The 16,166-nt window shown below is 74.1% G+C and carries 14 protein-coding genes; 4 read left to right on the top strand and 10 right to left on the bottom strand.

What is annotated here, in order from left to right; genetic code table 11:
• The first annotated feature begins 29 nt into the window (after positions 1 to 29).
• Positions 30 to 707, top strand: coding sequence for a hypothetical protein (locus tag ASG94_RS21300; RefSeq protein ID WP_056925691.1), 678 nt, complete (start codon positions 30 to 32; stop codon positions 705 to 707).
• Between the two features lie 15 nt (positions 708 to 722).
• Here the strand turns inward: ASG94_RS21300 and ASG94_RS07640 are convergent, their stop codons facing one another.
• The 3 genes from ASG94_RS07640 to ASG94_RS07650 all read right to left on the bottom strand — a co-directional run bounded on the left by ASG94_RS07640 (position 723) and on the right by ASG94_RS07650 (position 3,000).
• Positions 723 to 1,127, bottom strand: a complete 405-nt coding sequence (locus ASG94_RS07640; RefSeq protein WP_056925692.1) for a hypothetical protein — start codon at positions 1,125 to 1,127, stop codon at positions 723 to 725.
• Positions 1,128 to 1,174: 47 nt separating this feature from the next.
• A complete protein-coding gene (locus tag ASG94_RS07645) occupies positions 1,175 to 2,077 on the bottom strand; it encodes a cation diffusion facilitator family transporter (protein ID WP_056926367.1) in 903 nt (300 codons plus the stop codon).
• Between the two features lie 77 nt (positions 2,078 to 2,154).
• Complete coding sequence (locus ASG94_RS07650; RefSeq protein ID WP_156411458.1) at positions 2,155 to 3,000, bottom strand: hypothetical protein; 846 nt, start codon at positions 2,998 to 3,000, stop codon at positions 2,155 to 2,157.
• Between the two features lie 273 nt (positions 3,001 to 3,273).
• Here ASG94_RS07650 and ASG94_RS07655 point away from each other — a divergent pair, with 273 nt between their 5' ends.
• Positions 3,274 to 4,548 (top strand): ammonium transporter, encoded by a 1,275-nt coding sequence (locus ASG94_RS07655; RefSeq protein WP_056925694.1) that lies wholly within the window; start codon positions 3,274 to 3,276, stop codon positions 4,546 to 4,548.
• A gap of 147 nt (positions 4,549 to 4,695) precedes the next feature.
• Here ASG94_RS07655 and ASG94_RS07660 read toward each other — a convergent pair whose 3' ends face one another.
• A complete protein-coding gene (locus tag ASG94_RS07660; protein ID WP_056925695.1) occupies positions 4,696 to 4,986 on the bottom strand; it encodes a DUF1330 domain-containing protein in 291 nt (96 codons plus the stop codon).
• A 40-nt stretch (positions 4,987 to 5,026) separates the two neighbouring features.
• Here ASG94_RS07660 and ASG94_RS07665 point away from each other — a divergent pair, with 40 nt between their 5' ends.
• Together ASG94_RS07665 and ASG94_RS07670 are read left to right on the top strand one after the other, a co-directional pair.
• The gene (locus tag ASG94_RS07665) at positions 5,027 to 5,368 is read left to right on the top strand and encodes a TraR/DksA family transcriptional regulator (protein ID WP_056925696.1); all 342 of its coding nucleotides are present in this window, start codon (positions 5,027 to 5,029) and stop codon (positions 5,366 to 5,368) included.
• Positions 5,369 to 5,412: 44 nt separating this feature from the next.
• Positions 5,413 to 8,391: a sensor domain-containing protein gene (locus ASG94_RS07670; RefSeq protein WP_156411459.1), complete on the top strand. Its 2,979-nt coding sequence runs from the start codon at positions 5,413 to 5,415 to the stop codon at positions 8,389 to 8,391.
• A 34-nt stretch (positions 8,392 to 8,425) separates the two neighbouring features.
• On the opposite strand, the gene ASG94_RS07675 is transcribed toward ASG94_RS07670, so the two are convergent.
• The 6 genes from ASG94_RS07675 to ASG94_RS07700 form a co-directional block, all read right to left on the bottom strand.
• Positions 8,426 to 9,580 carry an NAD(P)/FAD-dependent oxidoreductase gene (locus ASG94_RS07675; RefSeq protein ID WP_056925698.1) on the bottom strand — a complete coding sequence of 385 codons (1,155 nt, stop codon included), beginning with the start codon at positions 9,578 to 9,580 and terminating at the stop codon, positions 8,426 to 8,428.
• A 65-nt stretch (positions 9,581 to 9,645) separates the two neighbouring features.
• Positions 9,646 to 10,257, bottom strand: a complete 612-nt coding sequence (locus ASG94_RS07680) for a LutC/YkgG family protein (protein WP_056925699.1) — start codon at positions 10,255 to 10,257, stop codon at positions 9,646 to 9,648.
• The gene (locus tag ASG94_RS07685; protein WP_056925700.1) at positions 10,254 to 11,735 is read right to left on the bottom strand and encodes a lactate utilization protein B; all 1,482 of its coding nucleotides are present in this window, start codon (positions 11,733 to 11,735) and stop codon (positions 10,254 to 10,256) included. Before ASG94_RS07685 ends, ASG94_RS07680 begins: the two co-directional genes overlap by 4 nt.
• Complete coding sequence (locus ASG94_RS07690; protein ID WP_056925701.1) at positions 11,732 to 12,517, bottom strand: (Fe-S)-binding protein; 786 nt, start codon at positions 12,515 to 12,517, stop codon at positions 11,732 to 11,734. The genes ASG94_RS07685 and ASG94_RS07690 overlap by 4 nt, the downstream gene beginning before the upstream one ends.
• A gap of 46 nt (positions 12,518 to 12,563) precedes the next feature.
• A complete protein-coding gene (locus tag ASG94_RS07695) occupies positions 12,564 to 14,078 on the bottom strand; it encodes a rhamnulokinase (RefSeq protein WP_235537166.1) in 1,515 nt (504 codons plus the stop codon).
• A gap of 13 nt (positions 14,079 to 14,091) precedes the next feature.
• Entirely contained in the window at positions 14,092 to 16,143 is a 2,052-nt protein-coding gene (locus ASG94_RS07700) for a bifunctional rhamnulose-1-phosphate aldolase/short-chain dehydrogenase (RefSeq protein WP_056925702.1), read from the bottom strand.
• Between the last annotated feature and the right edge of the window lie 23 nt (positions 16,144 to 16,166).

Below are 16,166 nucleotides of genomic sequence, written 5' to 3' on the forward strand. Positions count from 1 at the left end.
CGCCCGCCCGGCCGCGTCGGGAGTCAACGATGGACACGCTCGTCCCCGGTCTCCGGGTCACCCACCAGATGCTCGTCGAGCGCCTGGACCTGGCCGCGGTCGCGCGTCCGACGACGGACCCCGAGCACCCGCGCGACCAGTACCCCGCCATCGACACGTTCCTGGCCAGTGCGAGCCGGCACAACGCCGCCTCGCTGGCCGTCCTGGTGCCCGCCGCGCGCAGCCACGTCGCCGACGGGTCCGAGCGCGCCCACGAGTACATCGCGCAGAGCCGCCGCTTCGAGATCGCGCTGTCGCAGGTCAAGGCCAAGCTCTACGGGTCGACGTACGCCGTGCGGCGGCCGTGGGAGTCGATCTGGAGCGACGTACGACGCGAGCTCGCCGAGACCTGTGCGCTGGAGACCGCACTGGCCGCCGACATCGCCGACACGCGCACCGACGGCGACCCCGACTGGGGCGAGCGGCTCTACCGGGCCGAGCTGTCGGCCCCCACCCGGCCGCACCCCTACATCCCCCACCAGGGGATGCCGGGCCGGGTCGCCCGGACGGTCGCCCGCCGGGTCGACGGCTTCTGGGACGTCGCCGAGGGGCGGATGGTGCCCGAGCCGCTGCACCACCACGAGCGCAAGGACGACGGGGCGCTGACGCAGTACTTCCTGGCCGACCCGCACCTGCCCGACGAGGACGAGGACGACCACCCGGCCTGAGGAGGCGAGCCCGCGTCAGAGCGAGTCGGGCACCTGCAGCGTGTCCGGGTCGCTGCGCGGCGGGAGCCCCGCCAGCGCGGCCCGCACCAGGGCGACGCGGGCGGCGACGACGACCTTGCGGCGTACGCGACCACCGGGGACGTCGCCCAGCGTCTCCTCGACCGCGGCGCTCACCTGCGCGTCCGTGAAGACGGGCCGGGCGCCTGTCTCGACCTCCACGTCCGGCAGCGCCACCAGCGCCGGCAGCAGCTGGCCGCCGAGGGCGTCGAGGACCTGGTAGCGCTCGTACCCGCTCAGCTCGGTCCAGACGACGTCCGGGTCCAGGCGGCTCCTGCGCAGGCCGCCGCGTCGCTGGGCGGCGGCGACCGGCTTGGCGGCGGCCGTGAGGGCGAGGGTCAGCTCGTGCTCGGTGAAGCGCATGCCCCCAGCATGCCGCCCGACCCCGGGCGACGCCCCAGCGGTCGGGCTCACCAGTCGAGCTCGTGGCACTCCCGCGACGCCGCCGACTCGACCTGGAGGGTGGCGTGGGAGATCTCGTGCTCGCGACGCAGCAGCCCGCGAGCGTCGTCCAGCACCCGCTGCGCCTGCCCCTCCTCGGCGACGAGGTGGGCGGTGGCGACGTGCATCCCCGACGTCAGGGTCCACACGTGGACGTCGTGCACGTCCGCGACCCCCGCGAGCCCGGCGAGGTCGGCGGCGATGACCTCGACCTCCATCCCGGCCGGCACGTGCTGGCCGAGGACCGCGAGCACCTGGCGGCCGAGCAGGACCGCGCGCACCGCGACGAAGATGCCGATGAGCAGGGCCACCACGGTGTCCCACACCCCGTCACCGGTCGCCGCCACCAGCCAGCCCGCGACCAGGACGCCGACCGAGCCGAGGGTGTCGGCCACCACCTCCAGGTAGGCGCCCTTGACGTTGAGCGACTCCTCGGCGCCGCCGCGCAGCAGCAGGAGCGCGACGAGGTTGACCACGAGCCCCAGCGCGCCGACGACCAGCATGGGGGTGGAGGCGACCGCCACGTCGCTGTCGCGCCGGCCGAGCGCCTCGACGACGACGTACACCGAGACCCCGAGCATCAGCAGCACCGCGAGGCCGGAGGCGAAGACCTCGGCACGGTAGGAGCCGTAGGTACGGCGTCCCGTGGTGTCCGGCCGAGAGGCGATCCGGGTGGCCACCAGGGCGGCACCGAGGGCCACGACGTCGGCGGCCATGTGACCGGCGTCCGAGAGCAGGGCCAGCGAGCCCGACGTGAGGCCGACGACGAGCTCCACGGAGAAGAACGCGGCGATCAGCCCGAAGGAGACCGCGAGCCGCCACCGGTGCCGCTCACCCGCGTGGCCGTGGCCGTGACCGTGACCTGCCCCCACGCCCGCCACCTCCCCGCTCGTCCGGTGCTCGTGTCGTCGCCACCGTAGCCAGCGGGTCACCGGCACGCGCTGTGGCCCTACTCCCGGCCCTGCTCCCGACGCCGTCCCCACCGGGACTGGCGCGGTTGGACGTTGCGGTAGCGCATCCCGGTCGGCGGGGGTCCGGCCGGCTCGGAGGGCGACGGGACCGGCTCGGTCCCGCCGAGGAGGGAGTCGGCCGCCGTCCCACCGGTCGTGATGGTGTCGGCGCGGGCGAGGTCGTCGGGCGAGAGGACCGCCCGCACCTCGTCCACGATCTCGGCCACCACCCGGGTGTCGACCTTGTCGGCGAAGGCGTAGAGCGCGTGGTCGCCGATCGCCGCGACCAGCAGCGTGCCGTGGGCGTAGTCGAGAAGCACGCACGTCTCGCGGTAGCGCTCCTCCAGGGCGCCGAGGACCGCGAGGGCCCGGATCCCCACCTCCGGCAGCGCCGCCATCGAGTCGAGCACCCCGCCGCCCGACTGCGGCACGGCGGCCCCCACGACCCGCTTGTCGCCGGTGATGACCGCACCCCAGTGGGTGCCGAGCATCTGGCGGACCCGCTGCATGCAGTGGGCCAGGGCGGCGTGCACGTCGGAGCCGCCGACGACGGTGAACTCCTTGGGCGGTCGCGGGGCGCCGCCCTCCACCTCGGCGGAGAGGGTGACCTCGCGGGCCAGGCTCCAGCCCACCCGGGCGGTCACCGCCGTGCTGCTGACCGTGCTGACCCACTCGAGGTCGCCGGCACCGGTCAGGAACTCGAGCTGTCCGGCCACCCGGCACGCGTAGCGCAGGGAGACGGCGAGTCGCCCGGAGTCACCGTCGTCCCCGGAGACCGTGCCGTCGGCGGCCACGGTGAAGCGGCGGGCGGGCGGAGCGGGCGTGCCGGCGTCGTACTCGGTCATCGGGACCTCCACACACAGTGCGTTGCGGCAGCGTCCGGCGGTCCCGAGACCCCATCACCCGCGTGGACACATGCCCTCAGGACAACAGCATGGAGGACGCCGCGGGGCGAGACGGTCGAATCCCACCACCTTTCACACGCCCGTCATCCGGCCACCCGATCGGTAACCGGCCCGAAACCCCGCCGGCCGTCAGGGAGAACACGACGGCCCGATCGTGGTGGGCACGGTGCGCCTCGGGAGCACGGATCCCTTCCACGACCTCAGGAGGTCACCATGGTCAACACCGGCGACACCGCCTGGATCCTCACCAGCGCGAGCCTCGTGCTGCTGATGACGCCCGGCCTCGCGCTCTTCTACGGCGGCATGGTCCGGGTGCGGAGCGTGCTCAACATGATGATGATGTCTTTCGGCGCGCTCGGCCTGGTCAGCGTCCTGTGGGTGCTCTACGGCTACTCGCTGGCCTTCGGCGACGACGTGGGCGGCGGCCTGCTCGGCGACCCGTTCCAGTACGCCGGGCTGCGCGGGCTCATGGAGGACCTCACCTCCACCGAGGGCGGGCTGCCGGCGATGGCCTTCGTCGGCTTCCAGGCGGTCTTCGCGATCATCACCGTCGCCCTCGTGTCGGGCGCGGTGGCCGAGCGGATGAAGTTCGGCGGCTGGATGGTCTTCGCCGGCATCTGGGCCACGCTCGTCTACTTCCCGGTCGCGCACTGGGTCTTCGACTTCTCCCTCGGCGACCACGTGGGCGGCTGGATCGCCAACGACCTCGCGGCCATCGACTTCGCCGGCGGCACCGCCGTGCACATCAACGCCGGCGCGGCGGCCCTGGCCCTCGCGATCGTGCTGGGCACGCGGCGCGGCTTCGGCGCCGAGCCGATGCGCCCGCACAACCTGCCCCTGGTGATGCTCGGTGCCGGCCTGCTGTGGTTCGGCTGGTTCGGCTTCAACGCGGGCTCCGCCGTCGCGGCCAACAACACTGCGGCCGTGGCCTGGGTCAACACCCTCGTCGCCACCGCCGCCGCCAGCCTGGCCTGGCTGGCCACCGAGAAGGTCGTCGGCGGCCACGCCACGTCGCTGGGGGCCGCCTCCGGTGTCGTGGCGGGCCTGGTCGCCATCACCCCGGCCTGCTCGTCGGTGTCCCCCCTCGGCGCGATCGCCGTCGGCGCCGTCGCGGGGGTCCTGTGCTCGCTGGCCATCGGCGCCAAGTTCCGCTTCGGGTACGACGACTCGCTGGACGTCGTCGCCGTCCACCTGGTCGGCGGCCTGTGGGGCACGGTGGCGGTCGGTTTCCTCGCCACCGCGGCGGCGCCGGCCGGCGTGGACGGGCTCCTCTACGGGGGCGGCGTCGACCAGCTGGGCCGCCAGGTGATCGGGGCCCTGGCCGTCCTGGTCTTCTCCTTCGTGGTCACCTTCGCCATCGCCACGGTGCTCGACTCCGCGATGGGCCTGCGGGTCGTCGAGGAGCACGAGGTGGCGGGCATCGACGCCGCGGTGCACGCGGAGCAGAGCTACGAGCTCGGCGTGTTCGGCGGTGGGACGCCCCACTGAACCGGAGGCACGGGGCCTCGGGGGTCGTCGGTGCCACGGTCCGCTGCAGGGCCGTGGCGCCGATCGCCCGTCCGGGGTCACTCCACGCTGATCACTCCACGCGGATCACTGCGCGCGGCTCACGCCACTCGAATCACTGCGCGCGGCTCACGCCACGCCAGGCACGATCCGCATGTCGCGCACCGCACCGCCGTCGAGGGCGGCCAGCGCCTCCGAGTAGGCCGGGCTGTCGTGGGCGGCGCGGGCCGCCTCCACCGACTCGAAGACGATGACCACCGTGCGGGTGGACTCGCCGGCCTCGTAGGTCTGCTCGGGCAGTCCCCGCGCGACGAACGTGCCACCCGCCGCCCGCAGGGCCGGCCCGGCCAGCTCGGCGTACGCCGCGACCTTGTCCTCGTCGATGATCTCCCGGTAGGTGCTGATCCAGTAGGCGCTCATGGGCCCCATCCTGTCGGGTCCGGGGTGACAGCATGGACGGGTGGACGAGGTACGGACGCGGCTGGAGGCCGAGCGGGCGACGGTGCTGGCGCGGCTCGCCGCCCTCACGGGGGACCACGACGCCATCGTCGCGGCCTCGCTCGACACCAACGCCGACGACGAGCACGACCCCGAGGGGGCCACCATCGCCTTCGAGCGCTCGCAGGTCGGTGCGCTCGTCGCCCAGGCCCGTGAGCACCTCGCCGAGATCGACCGGGCGGTCGCGCGGCTCGACGACGGGTCGTACGGCACCTGCGAGCGCTGCGGCGAGCCGATCCCCGTCGCCCGCCTGGAGGCCCGCCCCACCGCCCGCCGGTGCGTGAGGTGCGCCACAACGGATTGAGCAATCCCCCGCCTCACGCGGCCGTGGGATGGGACGATGCGCGGGTGGGTCTCGGGGAAGAAGTGAAGGACGTCGCGCGGGTGCACCTCCCGCGACCGACCTGGCAGCTGTCGTGGCCCTTCGCCGCGGTGGCCCTCGTCGGGGGGATCAGCTTCGCGGCCGCGCCCACCTCCGGGGGGACGGTGGAGCCCTGGGTCGCCCTGGCCCTCATGGCGGGCGTCATCGTCCTGCTGCTGCTCGGACTCCGCCGCACGCACCGCTCGTGGCTGGACTCGGCTCCGGCGTACCTCTTCTTCATCGTCTTCGCCCTCGCCCGTGACGCCAGCGGCGGCTCGGCCTCGGGGCTGGCCCCGCTCGTCGTCCTGCCCATCCTGTGGCTGGCCCTCACCGGCACCCGCCGGGACCTGGTGGTCGGCGCCGTCCTGACCGCGGCCGCCTTCACGGTGCCGCTCCTGGTCGTGGGGGCGCCCACCTATCCCGACACCGACTGGCGCCGGGCGCTGCTCTGGACCACGATCGCGGCCCTCGTGGCGCCCGTGGTGCACCGGCTCGTGCGCCAGCTGGCCACCGAGACCGACCGGGTCGCCCGGGCGGCCGCCGAGATGGACGAGATCATGCGCGGGGCGAGCCTGACCAGCATCATCTCGACGGACGTCGACGGGACCATCCGCTCCTTCAGCCCCGGCGCCGAGCTGCTCCTCGGCCGGTCGGCGTCCGACGTGGTCGGCCAGGCGACACCGGCGGCCTTCCACGACGCCGACGAGGTCCGGCAGGCCGCTGCCGAGCTCGGGGTGGAGCCGGGCTTCGACGTCTTCGTGGCCCTGGCCGGCGCGCCGAGCCGCGCGTGGACCTACGTGCGCTCCGACGGCGCCCGGCGCCACGTCCGCCTCGCCGTCACCGCGCTGCACGGCGCCACGGGCGAGGTCACCGGCTACCTCGGGGTCGCCGTCGACGCGACCGCGACCTTCGAGGCCGAGCAGGCGCTGGCCCTCGCCGAGACCCAGTGGCGGATCCTCGTGGAGCACCTGCCCGACACCACGGTGCTCCTGGTCGACGACGAGCAGCGCGTCCTCCTCGTCGCCGGGGGCGGGCCCATGCGCCAGGGGCTGCGCGACTCGGAGGGACGGGTCCTCGAGGAGGTGTCCGACGCCGACACCATGCGCGTCCTCGGTCCCCTCGTCGAGGGCGCACTGGTCGGCGTGTCCGGCACGGCGGAGGTGACCTACACGCCCTCCGGGGAGCTCCACGAGGTCTTCGTGACCGCCCTTCCGGGGGCGGGCAACGACCGGAAGGCGATGATCCTGGCCCGCGACGTCAGCGCCACCCGCGCCCGCGAGGCGGCCCTGGTCCGGGCCACCGAGCGCACCGAGCGGCTGATCGCCGGCTCGCCGCACGGGGTGCTGGCGCTGGACCGCAGCGGCCGGGTGGTGCGGGCCAACGCGGCCGTGGCGAAGCTCCTGCGCCGCAGCGCCGACCGCCTGGTCGGGTCCGAGCTGCCCGACCTCGCCACCGTCGGCGAGGCGCACGCCGTGGAGCACTACTTCTCCCGGGTCCTCGACGCTGCCGGAGCAGCGGTGGAGGCCGACCTCGACGTCCTGGACCCCTCCGGCGAGGTCGTCCACGTCCTGCTCAGCGGCCGGCTGCTGTCCCACGACGACCCGGGCGACGACCTCGTGCTGGTCAACGTCCTCGACATGTCGGAGCGGCGTCGCTACGAGGCCAGCCTCGCCCACCTGGCCCACCACGACGCCCTCACGGGTCTCCCCAACCGGCGCGCGTTCGACGAGGCCCTGCAGCGGCACGTCGGGCTGTGCCAGCGCTACGGCCAGCGTGGCGCGCTGCTGCTCCTCGACCTCGACCACTTCAAGCAGGTCAACGACACCGTGGGGCACGCGGCCGGCGACGACCTGCTCGTGGGCGTCGCCGCCGTGCTGCGCGACGGACTGCGCGCCAGCGACACCGTGGCCCGGCTCGGGGGCGACGAGTTCGCGATCCTGCTCCCGGAGGCCGACCGCTCCGAGGCCGATGTGGTCGCGGCGGCCGTGGTGGCACGCATCCGCGACCACGCCTCCGGCCTCGAGGGGGCGCGCCGCAGGGTGACCGCGAGCGTCGGCGTGGTGACCTTCGCCGCGGCGGCCGAGCACGACCTCGACCCCCTCGCCCTGGCCGACCTGGTGATGTACGACGCCAAGGAGGCCGGCCGCAACCAGTCGGCAGCGCTGGCGGAGGGCGGCGAGCACCAGCCGCTGTCGGGCGCCCGCCTGGAGTGGCAGGCCCGTATCGAGGACGCCCTCGCCCACGACGGCTTCGAGCTCCACCTGCAGCCCATCGTGGAGCTGGCGACGGGTGAGGTCACCGCCGCCGAGGTGCTGCTCCGCATGCGACTCGACGGCGAGATCGTGCCCCCGCTGCACTTCCTGCCCGTCGCCGAGCGGGTCGGTCTCATGCCGGAGATCGACGCGTGGGTCGTGCGGCACTCCGTGGAGATGCTGGCGCGGCTGCGGCGCAGCCGCCCCGACCTGCGGCTCGAGGTCAACCTCTCCGGACACTCGATCGGCCGCCCGGACGTCGAGGACACCATCCGGCAGTCCCTGGAGCGGCACGGGGTCGACCCCGGCGCCCTCATCCTCGAGGTCACCGAGACGGCCGCGGTGGCCGACCTCGTCGCGGCCCGCGAGTTCGCGGAGCGGATGTCGGCGCTGGGCTGCAAGTTCGCCCTCGACGACTTCGGGGCCGGCTTCGGCTCCTTCTCCTACCTCAAGCACCTGCTCTTCGACTACGTGAAGATCGACGGCCAGTTCATCTCGCACTGCCACGAGTCGGACATCGACCGCACCATCCTGCGCTCAATCGTGGGGATCGCCCGCGACCTCGGCAAGCAGACCGTCGCCGAGTTCGTCTCCGACGAGCGGATCCTCCAGGTCGTGCGGGTCGAGGGCGTCGACTTCGCCCAGGGCTACCTGCCCGGCGCGCCGATGCCAGAGGACCGGTTCGTCGCGCTCCTCGCCACGCAGCACGCCTGAGTCGCGCGGTGCCTCGCGGCGCCCGGGGACCGGGTCACCTGCGCACGAGCCCGCCGAGGAGCCCGCCAGCCAGCCGTGGGTGGATGAGACCGTCCCCGAGCCCGAGCGCGACGAGGGTGTCGAAGACGCGCCGGTCGCGTGCCGCAGCCCGAATCCCGGCGTCGACCACCAGCGGTGACCGGGCCAGCCGGGCGGCGAGCCACGTGTGGCGCAGGTGCTGCGCCAAGAGCCGTCGCACGTCGCGGCGATGAGCGGCGCCCGCGTCGTCCGAACGACCGGAGAGCACCGTGCGGGCGGCGGTGCGGCCCGCCAGGATCCCCGTCGCCACCGCGTAGTAGATGCCCTCGCCCGTCATCGGGTTGACCAGTCCCGCGGCGTCACCCGCCAGCAGCACGGGGCCGTCGGGCTGACGCCAGAGCCAGCTGCTGAGGGGCAGGTGGTGACCGCGCCAGCCACTGCCCGAGGACGCGGCGCCGGGGATGAGGACCTCGAGCTGCTCAAGCAGCACGGCCCGGCTCGGCGGCTCGCGCCGCTCGCCCTCGCGCGGGAGCAGCTCGCCGTACCCCACGTTGAGCAGGCCGTCGCCGCGGTCGAAGGCCCAGGCGTACGACGGCTGGCGGCGGTCGCCGTAGCGGATGACCTGCCGTCCCCGGAGCTCGGGCGTCGTCGGTGCGTAGCCGCGGATCGCCAGGGCGCGGGAGTCGCGGCCGCGGCCCAGCAGGGTCTGCCGGACCAGGGAGTGTGCACCGTCGGCGCCCACGACCACGCTCGCCGCGATGTCGCCGGAGACCAGGAGCGGCGAGGTGGTGAGCGAGGTGACCCGGTGCCGGCGCAGCGTGGCTCCGGCGGCGACGGCGCGCTCCACGAGGCGGGCGTCGAAGACCTTCCGCGGGACGACGCGGGCCGGCCGGTCCATCGGCCCCGCGACGCGGACCTCACCGTGCGACAGCTCCAGGTCCCGGAGCGGGGTCCAGTCGTCCACGACGTCGCCGGCGCCCACCGTCGCGAGGGCGTCCAGCGCCTGGGGTGCGATGCCGTCGCCGCACGACTTGTCCCGCGGGAAGTCGCTGCGGTCGAGCATCAGCACCCGCATCGCCGGGTGCTCGGCGAGGGCACCGACGGCGGTCGCCGCCCCTGCGGGCCCCGCCCCGACGACGACGAGGTCCCAGGCCTCCGCGCTCGTGCCCACGGGCGGCTCCTTCTCGGTGATCGATCACGGGTGGCGGGCGGTCGCTCGGGCCGGCTGGCCGACCCTCACTCGACGAGCACGACGTGCAGCGTCCGCGGGCCGTGCACGCCCTCGACCCGGTCCAGCTCGATGTCGCTGGTGGCGCTCGGCCCGCTGATCCAGGTGAGCGCGCGCGCGGGGTCCAGCAGGGCCACGGCGTCGGGGACGTCGGCGACGACCTGGTCGGCGCGCACGACGCACACGTGCAGGTCGGGCACCAGGCTGATCGCCCGACGGCCCTGGTCCTCGGCGTGGTCCAGCACGATGGTGCCGGTCTCGGCGATGCCGACGCGGGCGGCGGTCACCACGGCGTCGATCCCGTCCAGGTCGGTGGCGGAGAGCCCGTCGCGGTGTCCTGAGCCTGTCGATGGGTCGACCACCGAGCCGGGCACCTCGATCCCCAGCCCGGACGGTACGACGGCGCTGCCGCCGGCCAGCGCGGCGGCCACGGTGGCCGCGACCTCGTCGGCGGCGCAGCGGGTCACCACGGCGCGGTAGTCCTCGACCCGCTCGACGAAGAGGCCGACCAGGTCGTCCACCGGGCGCACCGTGGGAGGAGGGGGCAGGGGGCCGGCCGGCTCGACGCCGTCGAGCGCGGCGCGGACCGCGGCCAGGATCTCGTCGCGGGCGCTGGTCATCGTCGTCCTCCGTCGGTGCGCTGCCACCAGGCACGGAACGACTCCGCGGGCGGTGCGGGCAGGTCTCGCGCGGACGTCCACGCCGCGCCCGGGCCGGGCAACCTGCCGGCCGCCCGGCGTCCGCCCGGGAGCGTCGTACGACCGAGGCGGTCGAGGACGCGGCCGGCGCCGCCGGAGGCGCGGTGCGCCCACCGCAGCCGGCGGGCGTCGCTGAACGCCCAGGCCGTGGCCCTCATGGCGACGGCCTCGGGCTTGGGCACGGCGTCGCCGCGGTGGCTGTCCACGACCTGGGCGCGCTGGTCGACGAGCACCGACGGGATGTCGATGCGCACGGGGCAGACCTCGAAGCAGGCGCCGCACAGCGACGACGCGTAGGGCAGCGACGCGGTCTGCGGGTCGGAGACGCCGTTGAGCAGGGGGTTGAGGATCGCGCCGATGGGGCCGGGGTAGACCGAGCCGTAGGCGTGTCCGCCGACCCGCTCGTAGACGGGGCAGACGTTGAGGCAGGCCGAGCAGCGGATGCAGCGCAGGGCCTGGCGGCCGACGTCGTCGGCCAGCGCGCGGGTGCGGCCGTTGTCGATCAGCACGACGTGCACCTCCTGCGGGCCGTCGCCGGGCGTGACGCCGCTCCACATCGAGGTGTAGGGGTTCATCCGCTCGCCGGTCGAGGAGCGCGGCAGCAGCCGGAGCAGCGGGTCGAGGTCGCGCCAGGTCGGCACGACCTTCTCGATGCCGACGACGCTGATCAGCACCTCGGGCAGCGTCAGGCACATCCGACCGTTGCCCTCGGACTCCACGACCACCAGGGTCCCGGTCTCGGCGACGGCGAAGTTGGCGCCCGAGACGGCGACCTTGGCCCGCAGGAACTTCTCCCGCAGGTGGGCCCGGGCGGCGGCGGCCAGGACGGAGGGCTCGTCGGTGAGGTCGTCGGGGGCAGGCCGGCCGACGTCGCCCATCCTGCGCCGGAAGATCTCCCGGATCTCGGCGCGGTTGCGGTGGATCGCCGGGACCAGGATGTGCGAGGGCAGGTCGTCGCCGAGCTGCACGATGAGCTCGGCCAGGTCGGTCTCCCACGCGGCGATCCCTTCGGCCTCGAGCGCCTCGTTGAGGCCGATCTCGGCGGTCGCCATGGACTTGACCTTGACCACCTCGTCGGCACCGTGGGCATGGGTCACCCGGGCGACGATCGCGCAGGCCTCGGCGGCGTCGCGGGCCCAGTGGACCGTCGCCCCGCGAGCCGTGAGGGAGGCCTCGAGCTGCTCGAGGTGGGTGGCCAGGTCGCGCAGCGCCGCCTCCTTGACGGCAGTCCCGGCGACGCGCAGCTCCTCCCACTCCTCGACCTCGGCGACGACCCGGGCCCGCTTGTCGCGGATGGTGTGGGTGGCGTGGGCCAGGTTGTGGCGCAGCTGGGTGTCGCCGAGCGCGGCGCGCGCGGCCTCGGGGAACGCCGGCATCCCGACGAACGTGCCGCCGGTCATGCCCGCTCCCCCGCCCGTGCGCCGACGGCGGGGCCGTCGCTGCGCCCCTCGGAGTCCTCGGTGGAGGCGAGGATCTCGGCGAGGTGCACGGGGCGTACGCCGGAGCGCTCACGCGAGAGCAGCCCGCCGATGTGCATGAGGCAGGAGTTGTCGCCGGCCACCACCATCTCGGCGCCGGTCTCGCGGACGTGGCGCGCCTTGTCGGAGCCCATCGCGACCGAGGTGTCGGCGTTCTTGACCGCGAAGGTTCCACCGAAGCCGCAGCACTCCTCCGCCTGCGGGAGGTCGACGAGGGTCAGGCCGCGCACCTTCTCGAGGAGCTGCCGCGGCCGATCCCCGACCCCGAGCATCCGCAGCGAGTGGCAGGTCGGGTGGTAGGTCACCGTGTGCGGGAAGTAGGCCCCGACGTCGGTCACGCCGAGCACGTCGACGAGGAACTCACTCAGCTCGTGGGTCCGCGGCCCGGTCTGCGCGACCGCCGCCTCCAGGGCCGGGTCGCCGGAGCGGCGGGCCACGATGGAGTGCTGGTGCCGCGCCGAGCCGGCGCACGAGCCGCTCGGCGTCACGATGGCGTCGTACCCGGCGAAGGCGTCGACGTAGGTGCGCACGACGGGCACGGCCTCGTCGAGGTAGCCGGTGTTGACCATCGGCTGTGCGCAGCACGTCTGCGCCGTCGGGAAGTCGACGTCGACCCCCAGCCGGCGCAGCAGCGTGACCACCGCCTTGCCCGTGTCGGGGTAGAGGGCGTCGTTGATGCACGTGACGAGCAGCGCGACTCTCATGTCGGGCACCCTGCCACGAGATCGGTCGTCCGGGACCACCCCGACGTCAACGGCGTTCGGTCCACGAGGTCTCCTGGTGGTGGGTGGGGGTGGCGACACGGCGGTCTGCGGCGTCCCAGTCGAGGCCGGGGCGCGGGTCGTGGCGTCGTACGTCGTGGGTCCGGCGCACCAGGGCGCGCATCGCGGCGAGGTCGGGCAGGTCGGCGCCCAGCGTGCGGGCCTGGACCAGGGCGTTGCCGAGGGCCGCCGCCTCCGCCGGTCCCGCCAGGACGGGCAGGCCCAGCGCGTCGGAGGTGAGCTGGCACAGCAGGTGGTTCTGCGAGCCGCCGCCGACGACGTGGACGACCTCGAGGTCACGCCCGGCCAGGCGCGCGGCTGTGCGCAGGTGTCGGCGGTAGGCGAGGGCAAGGCTGTCGAGGACGCACCGGGCGATCTCCCCCGGTGACTGGGGCACGGGCTCCCCGGCCGCCCTGGCCAGCGCCACGACACGCTCGGGCATGGGGTCGGTCGCGGTGCCCGGCGGGAGCAGGCTGGGGTCGTTGATGTCCACGACCGTGCGCAGCGGGGTCGCCGTGCCGGCCCCGGCGAGCAGGGACGCGAGGTCGGTGGCCGGTGTGCCCCGTCCCTTCCATGCCCGGACGCACTCCGAGAGGACCCACAGTCCCGTCACGTTCTTGAGGAACCGCACCGTGCCGTCGACACCGCCCTCGTTGGTGAAGTCGGCCAGCCGGGCGTCCTCGCTCAGCACCGGCCGCTCGAGCTCGAGCCCCACGAGGGACCAGGTGCCCGAGGAGATGTAGCCGAAGCCGGCGGTGTCGGCCGGGACCGCGACCACGGCCGACGCCGTGTCGTGGGACCCGACCGCGATGACCGGCACGTCGGCGTCCAGGCCGAGGTCCGCGGCCACCTCGGGGCGCACCGGTCCCACGACGGAGCCCGCGTCCCGCAGCGGCGGCAGGATCGACCAGGGCAGGCCGAGGCGGGCCGCGAGGTCGCTCGACCAGGTGCCGGAGGCGATGTCCAGCAGGCCGGTCGTGGACGCGTTGGTGCGCTCGGCGCCGATCCGGCCGGTGAGCCAGTAGCCCAGCAGGTCCGGCAGCAGGAGGAGTGAGTCGGCCGCCTCCAGGGCAGCGGTGCCGCGGGCGGCGTACAGCTGGAAGACCGTGTTGAACGGCAGCTCCTGCAGGCCGCTGACGGCGTACAGCTCCTGCGGGGAGACCTGCCGGGCGACCCGTTCCGGGACGCCGGCCGTGCGGGCGTCGCGGTGGCTGTAGGGATTGCCGAGTAGCTCGCCGTCCCGGTCGAGGAGGCCGTAGTCGACCGCCCACGAGTCGATGCCGATCCCGTGCAGAGGGCCCGAGCGGGCGACGCGGCCGAGGCCGCCCAGCACCTCGCGGTGGATGCCCAGGATGTCCCAGAAGAGGGAGCGACCGACCGGGACCCCGCCGTTGGGGAACCGGTGCACCTCCTCCAGGGACAGGTGGTCCGCGCCGACGCGCGCCGCCATGACCCGGCCGCTCGTCGCGCCGAGGTCGACGGCGGCGACCCGCAGCTCCGTCACGACAGCCCCGTCCTCAGCGCAGGAACGCGGCGGCCACGCCGGCGTCGACCGGGATGTGGAGGCCGGTGGTGTGGGTCATCTCCGGGCCGCACAGCGCGAAGACCGCGTTGGCGCAGTGCTCGGGCAGCACCTCGCGCTTGAGCAGCGTCCGCTGGGCGTAGAACTCGCCGAGGTTCTCCTCGTCGACGCCGTAGACGGCCGCCCGCTGGGCGCCCCAGCCGCCGGCGAAGATGCCGGAGCCGCGGACCACGCCGTCGGGGTTGACGCCGTTGACCTTGACGCCGTGCTCGCCGAGCTCGGCGGCCAGCAGCCGCACCTGGTGGGCCTGGTCGGCCTTGACCGCGGAGTAGGCGATGTTGTTGGGGCCGGCGAAGACGGAGTTCTTCGACGAGATGTAGACGATGTCGCCGCCCAGTCCCTGGTCGATGAGCACCCGCGCGGCCGCCCTCGAGACGAGGAACGAGCCCTTGGCCATCACGTCGTGCTGGAGGTCCCAGTCGGCCACGGTGGTGTCGAGCAGCGACTTGGACAGCGAGAGCCCGGCGTTGTTGACGACCAGGTCGAGGCCGCCGAAGGCGAGCACCGCGGCGTCCACCATCGCCTGCACGGCCCGCTCGTCCGAGACGTCCACCCGCACGCCGACGGCGACGTCGGGGCCGCCGATCTCGGCGGCCGCGGCCTGCGCCTTGTCCAGCGACAGGTCGGCGATGACGACGCAGGCCCCCTCCGCGGCGAGCTTGACCGCGATGGCCTTGCCGATGCCGGACGCGGCGCCGGTGACCAGGGCGATGCGGGTGGCGAGCGGCTTGGGTGCCGGCATCCGCTGGAGCTTGGCCTCCTCGAGCGCCCAGTACTCGATGCGGAACTTCTCCGACTCGTCGATCGGGGCGTACGTCGAGAGCCCCTCGGCGCCGCGCATCACGTTGATCGCGTTGATGTAGAACTCGCCGGCGACGCGGGCGGTCTGCTTGTCCTTGCCGTAGCTGAACATCCCGACCCCGGGCACGAGGACGACCAGCGGGTCGGCGCCGCGCATCGCGGGCCAGGACCCGCCGAGGGCCTTCGCGTTGCGGTCGTAGTACGCCGCGTAGTCGGCGCGGTAGGCCTCGTGCAGCTCCGCGACCCGCTCGCGGACCGTGTCCAGCGACGCGGTGGGCGGCACGTCGAGCACCATCGGCTTGACCTTGGTGCGCAGGAAGTGGTCCGGGCAGCTCGTGCCCAGCTCGGCCAGGCGCGGGTGGTTGCGGCTGGCCAGGAAGTCGAGGACGACCTTGTCGTCGGTGAAGTGGCCGACCATGGGCCGGTCCTGGGAGGCGACGCCACGCAGCAGCGGCGCGAGCTCAGCGGCGCGGGCCCGACGCTTCGCCGGGGCCAGGGGCTCGTACTTCTTGAGCCGGGCGCCGAAGGGGTCCTTCCTCGAGTGCTTCGTGATGTAGCGCTCCGCGGTGCGGATCATCCACAGCGAGTTCTTCTCGCACGCCGCGCTGGTCTCGCCCCACGCGGTGATGCCGTGCCCGCCGAGGATGCAGCCGACCGCCTGCGGGTTGGCCTCCTTGATGGCGGCGATGTCGAGGCCCAGCTGGAAGCCCGGCCGGCGCCACGGCACCCACACCACCTTGTCGCCGTACACCTGCTGGGTGAGCGCCTCACCGTCCGCGGCGGTCGCGATGGCGATACCGGAATCCGGGTGCAGGTGGTCCACGTGCGCGGCGTCCACGAGCCCGTGCATCGCGGTGTCGATCGACGGGGCAGCGCCGCCCTTGCCGTGCAGGCAGTAGTCGAACGCCGCCACCATCTCGTCCTCGCGCTCCACGCCCGGGTAGACGTCCACCAGCGCGCGCATCCGGTCCAGCCGCAGCACGGCGAGACCGCCGGCCGTGAGCGTGCCGAGGTCGCCGCCGGAGCCCTTGACCCACAGCAGCTCGACGTCCTCGCCGGTCACGGGGTCGGTCTCGACGCCCTTGGCCGAGGTGTTGCCACCGGCGTAGTTGGTGTTCTTGGGGTCCTGGCCCAGGCGGTTGGACCGCTCCACCAGGTCGGCGACGGCGGGGTTGAGGTCACTCACGGTGTTGTCCTTCGATTCGTGCG

This window comes from Nocardioides sp. Soil805 (genome assembly GCF_001429625.1).
In the GTDB taxonomy this organism is placed as follows: Bacteria; Actinomycetota; Actinomycetes; order Propionibacteriales; family Nocardioidaceae; genus Nocardioides.

Coding starts and splice junctions, on each gene's coding strand:
- ASG94_RS07640 (WP_056925692.1), bottom strand. CDS start 1,127: ATGCGCTTCACCGAGCACGAGCTGACCCTCGCCCTCACGGCCGCCGCC.
- ASG94_RS07660 (WP_056925695.1), bottom strand. CDS start 4,986: ATGAGCGCCTACTGGATCAGCACCTACCGGGAGATCATCGACGAGGAC.
- ASG94_RS07655 (WP_056925694.1), top strand. CDS start 3,274: ATGGTCAACACCGGCGACACCGCCTGGATCCTCACCAGCGCGAGCCTC.
- ASG94_RS07650 (WP_156411458.1), bottom strand. CDS start 3,000: ATGACCGAGTACGACGCCGGCACGCCCGCTCCGCCCGCCCGCCGCTTC.
- ASG94_RS07680 (WP_056925699.1), bottom strand. CDS start 10,257: ATGACCAGCGCCCGCGACGAGATCCTGGCCGCGGTCCGCGCCGCGCTC.
- ASG94_RS21300 (WP_056925691.1), top strand. CDS start 30: ATGGACACGCTCGTCCCCGGTCTCCGGGTCACCCACCAGATGCTCGTC.
- ASG94_RS07685 (WP_056925700.1), bottom strand. CDS start 11,735: ATGACCGGCGGCACGTTCGTCGGGATGCCGGCGTTCCCCGAGGCCGCG.
- ASG94_RS07690 (WP_056925701.1), bottom strand. CDS start 12,517: ATGAGAGTCGCGCTGCTCGTCACGTGCATCAACGACGCCCTCTACCCC.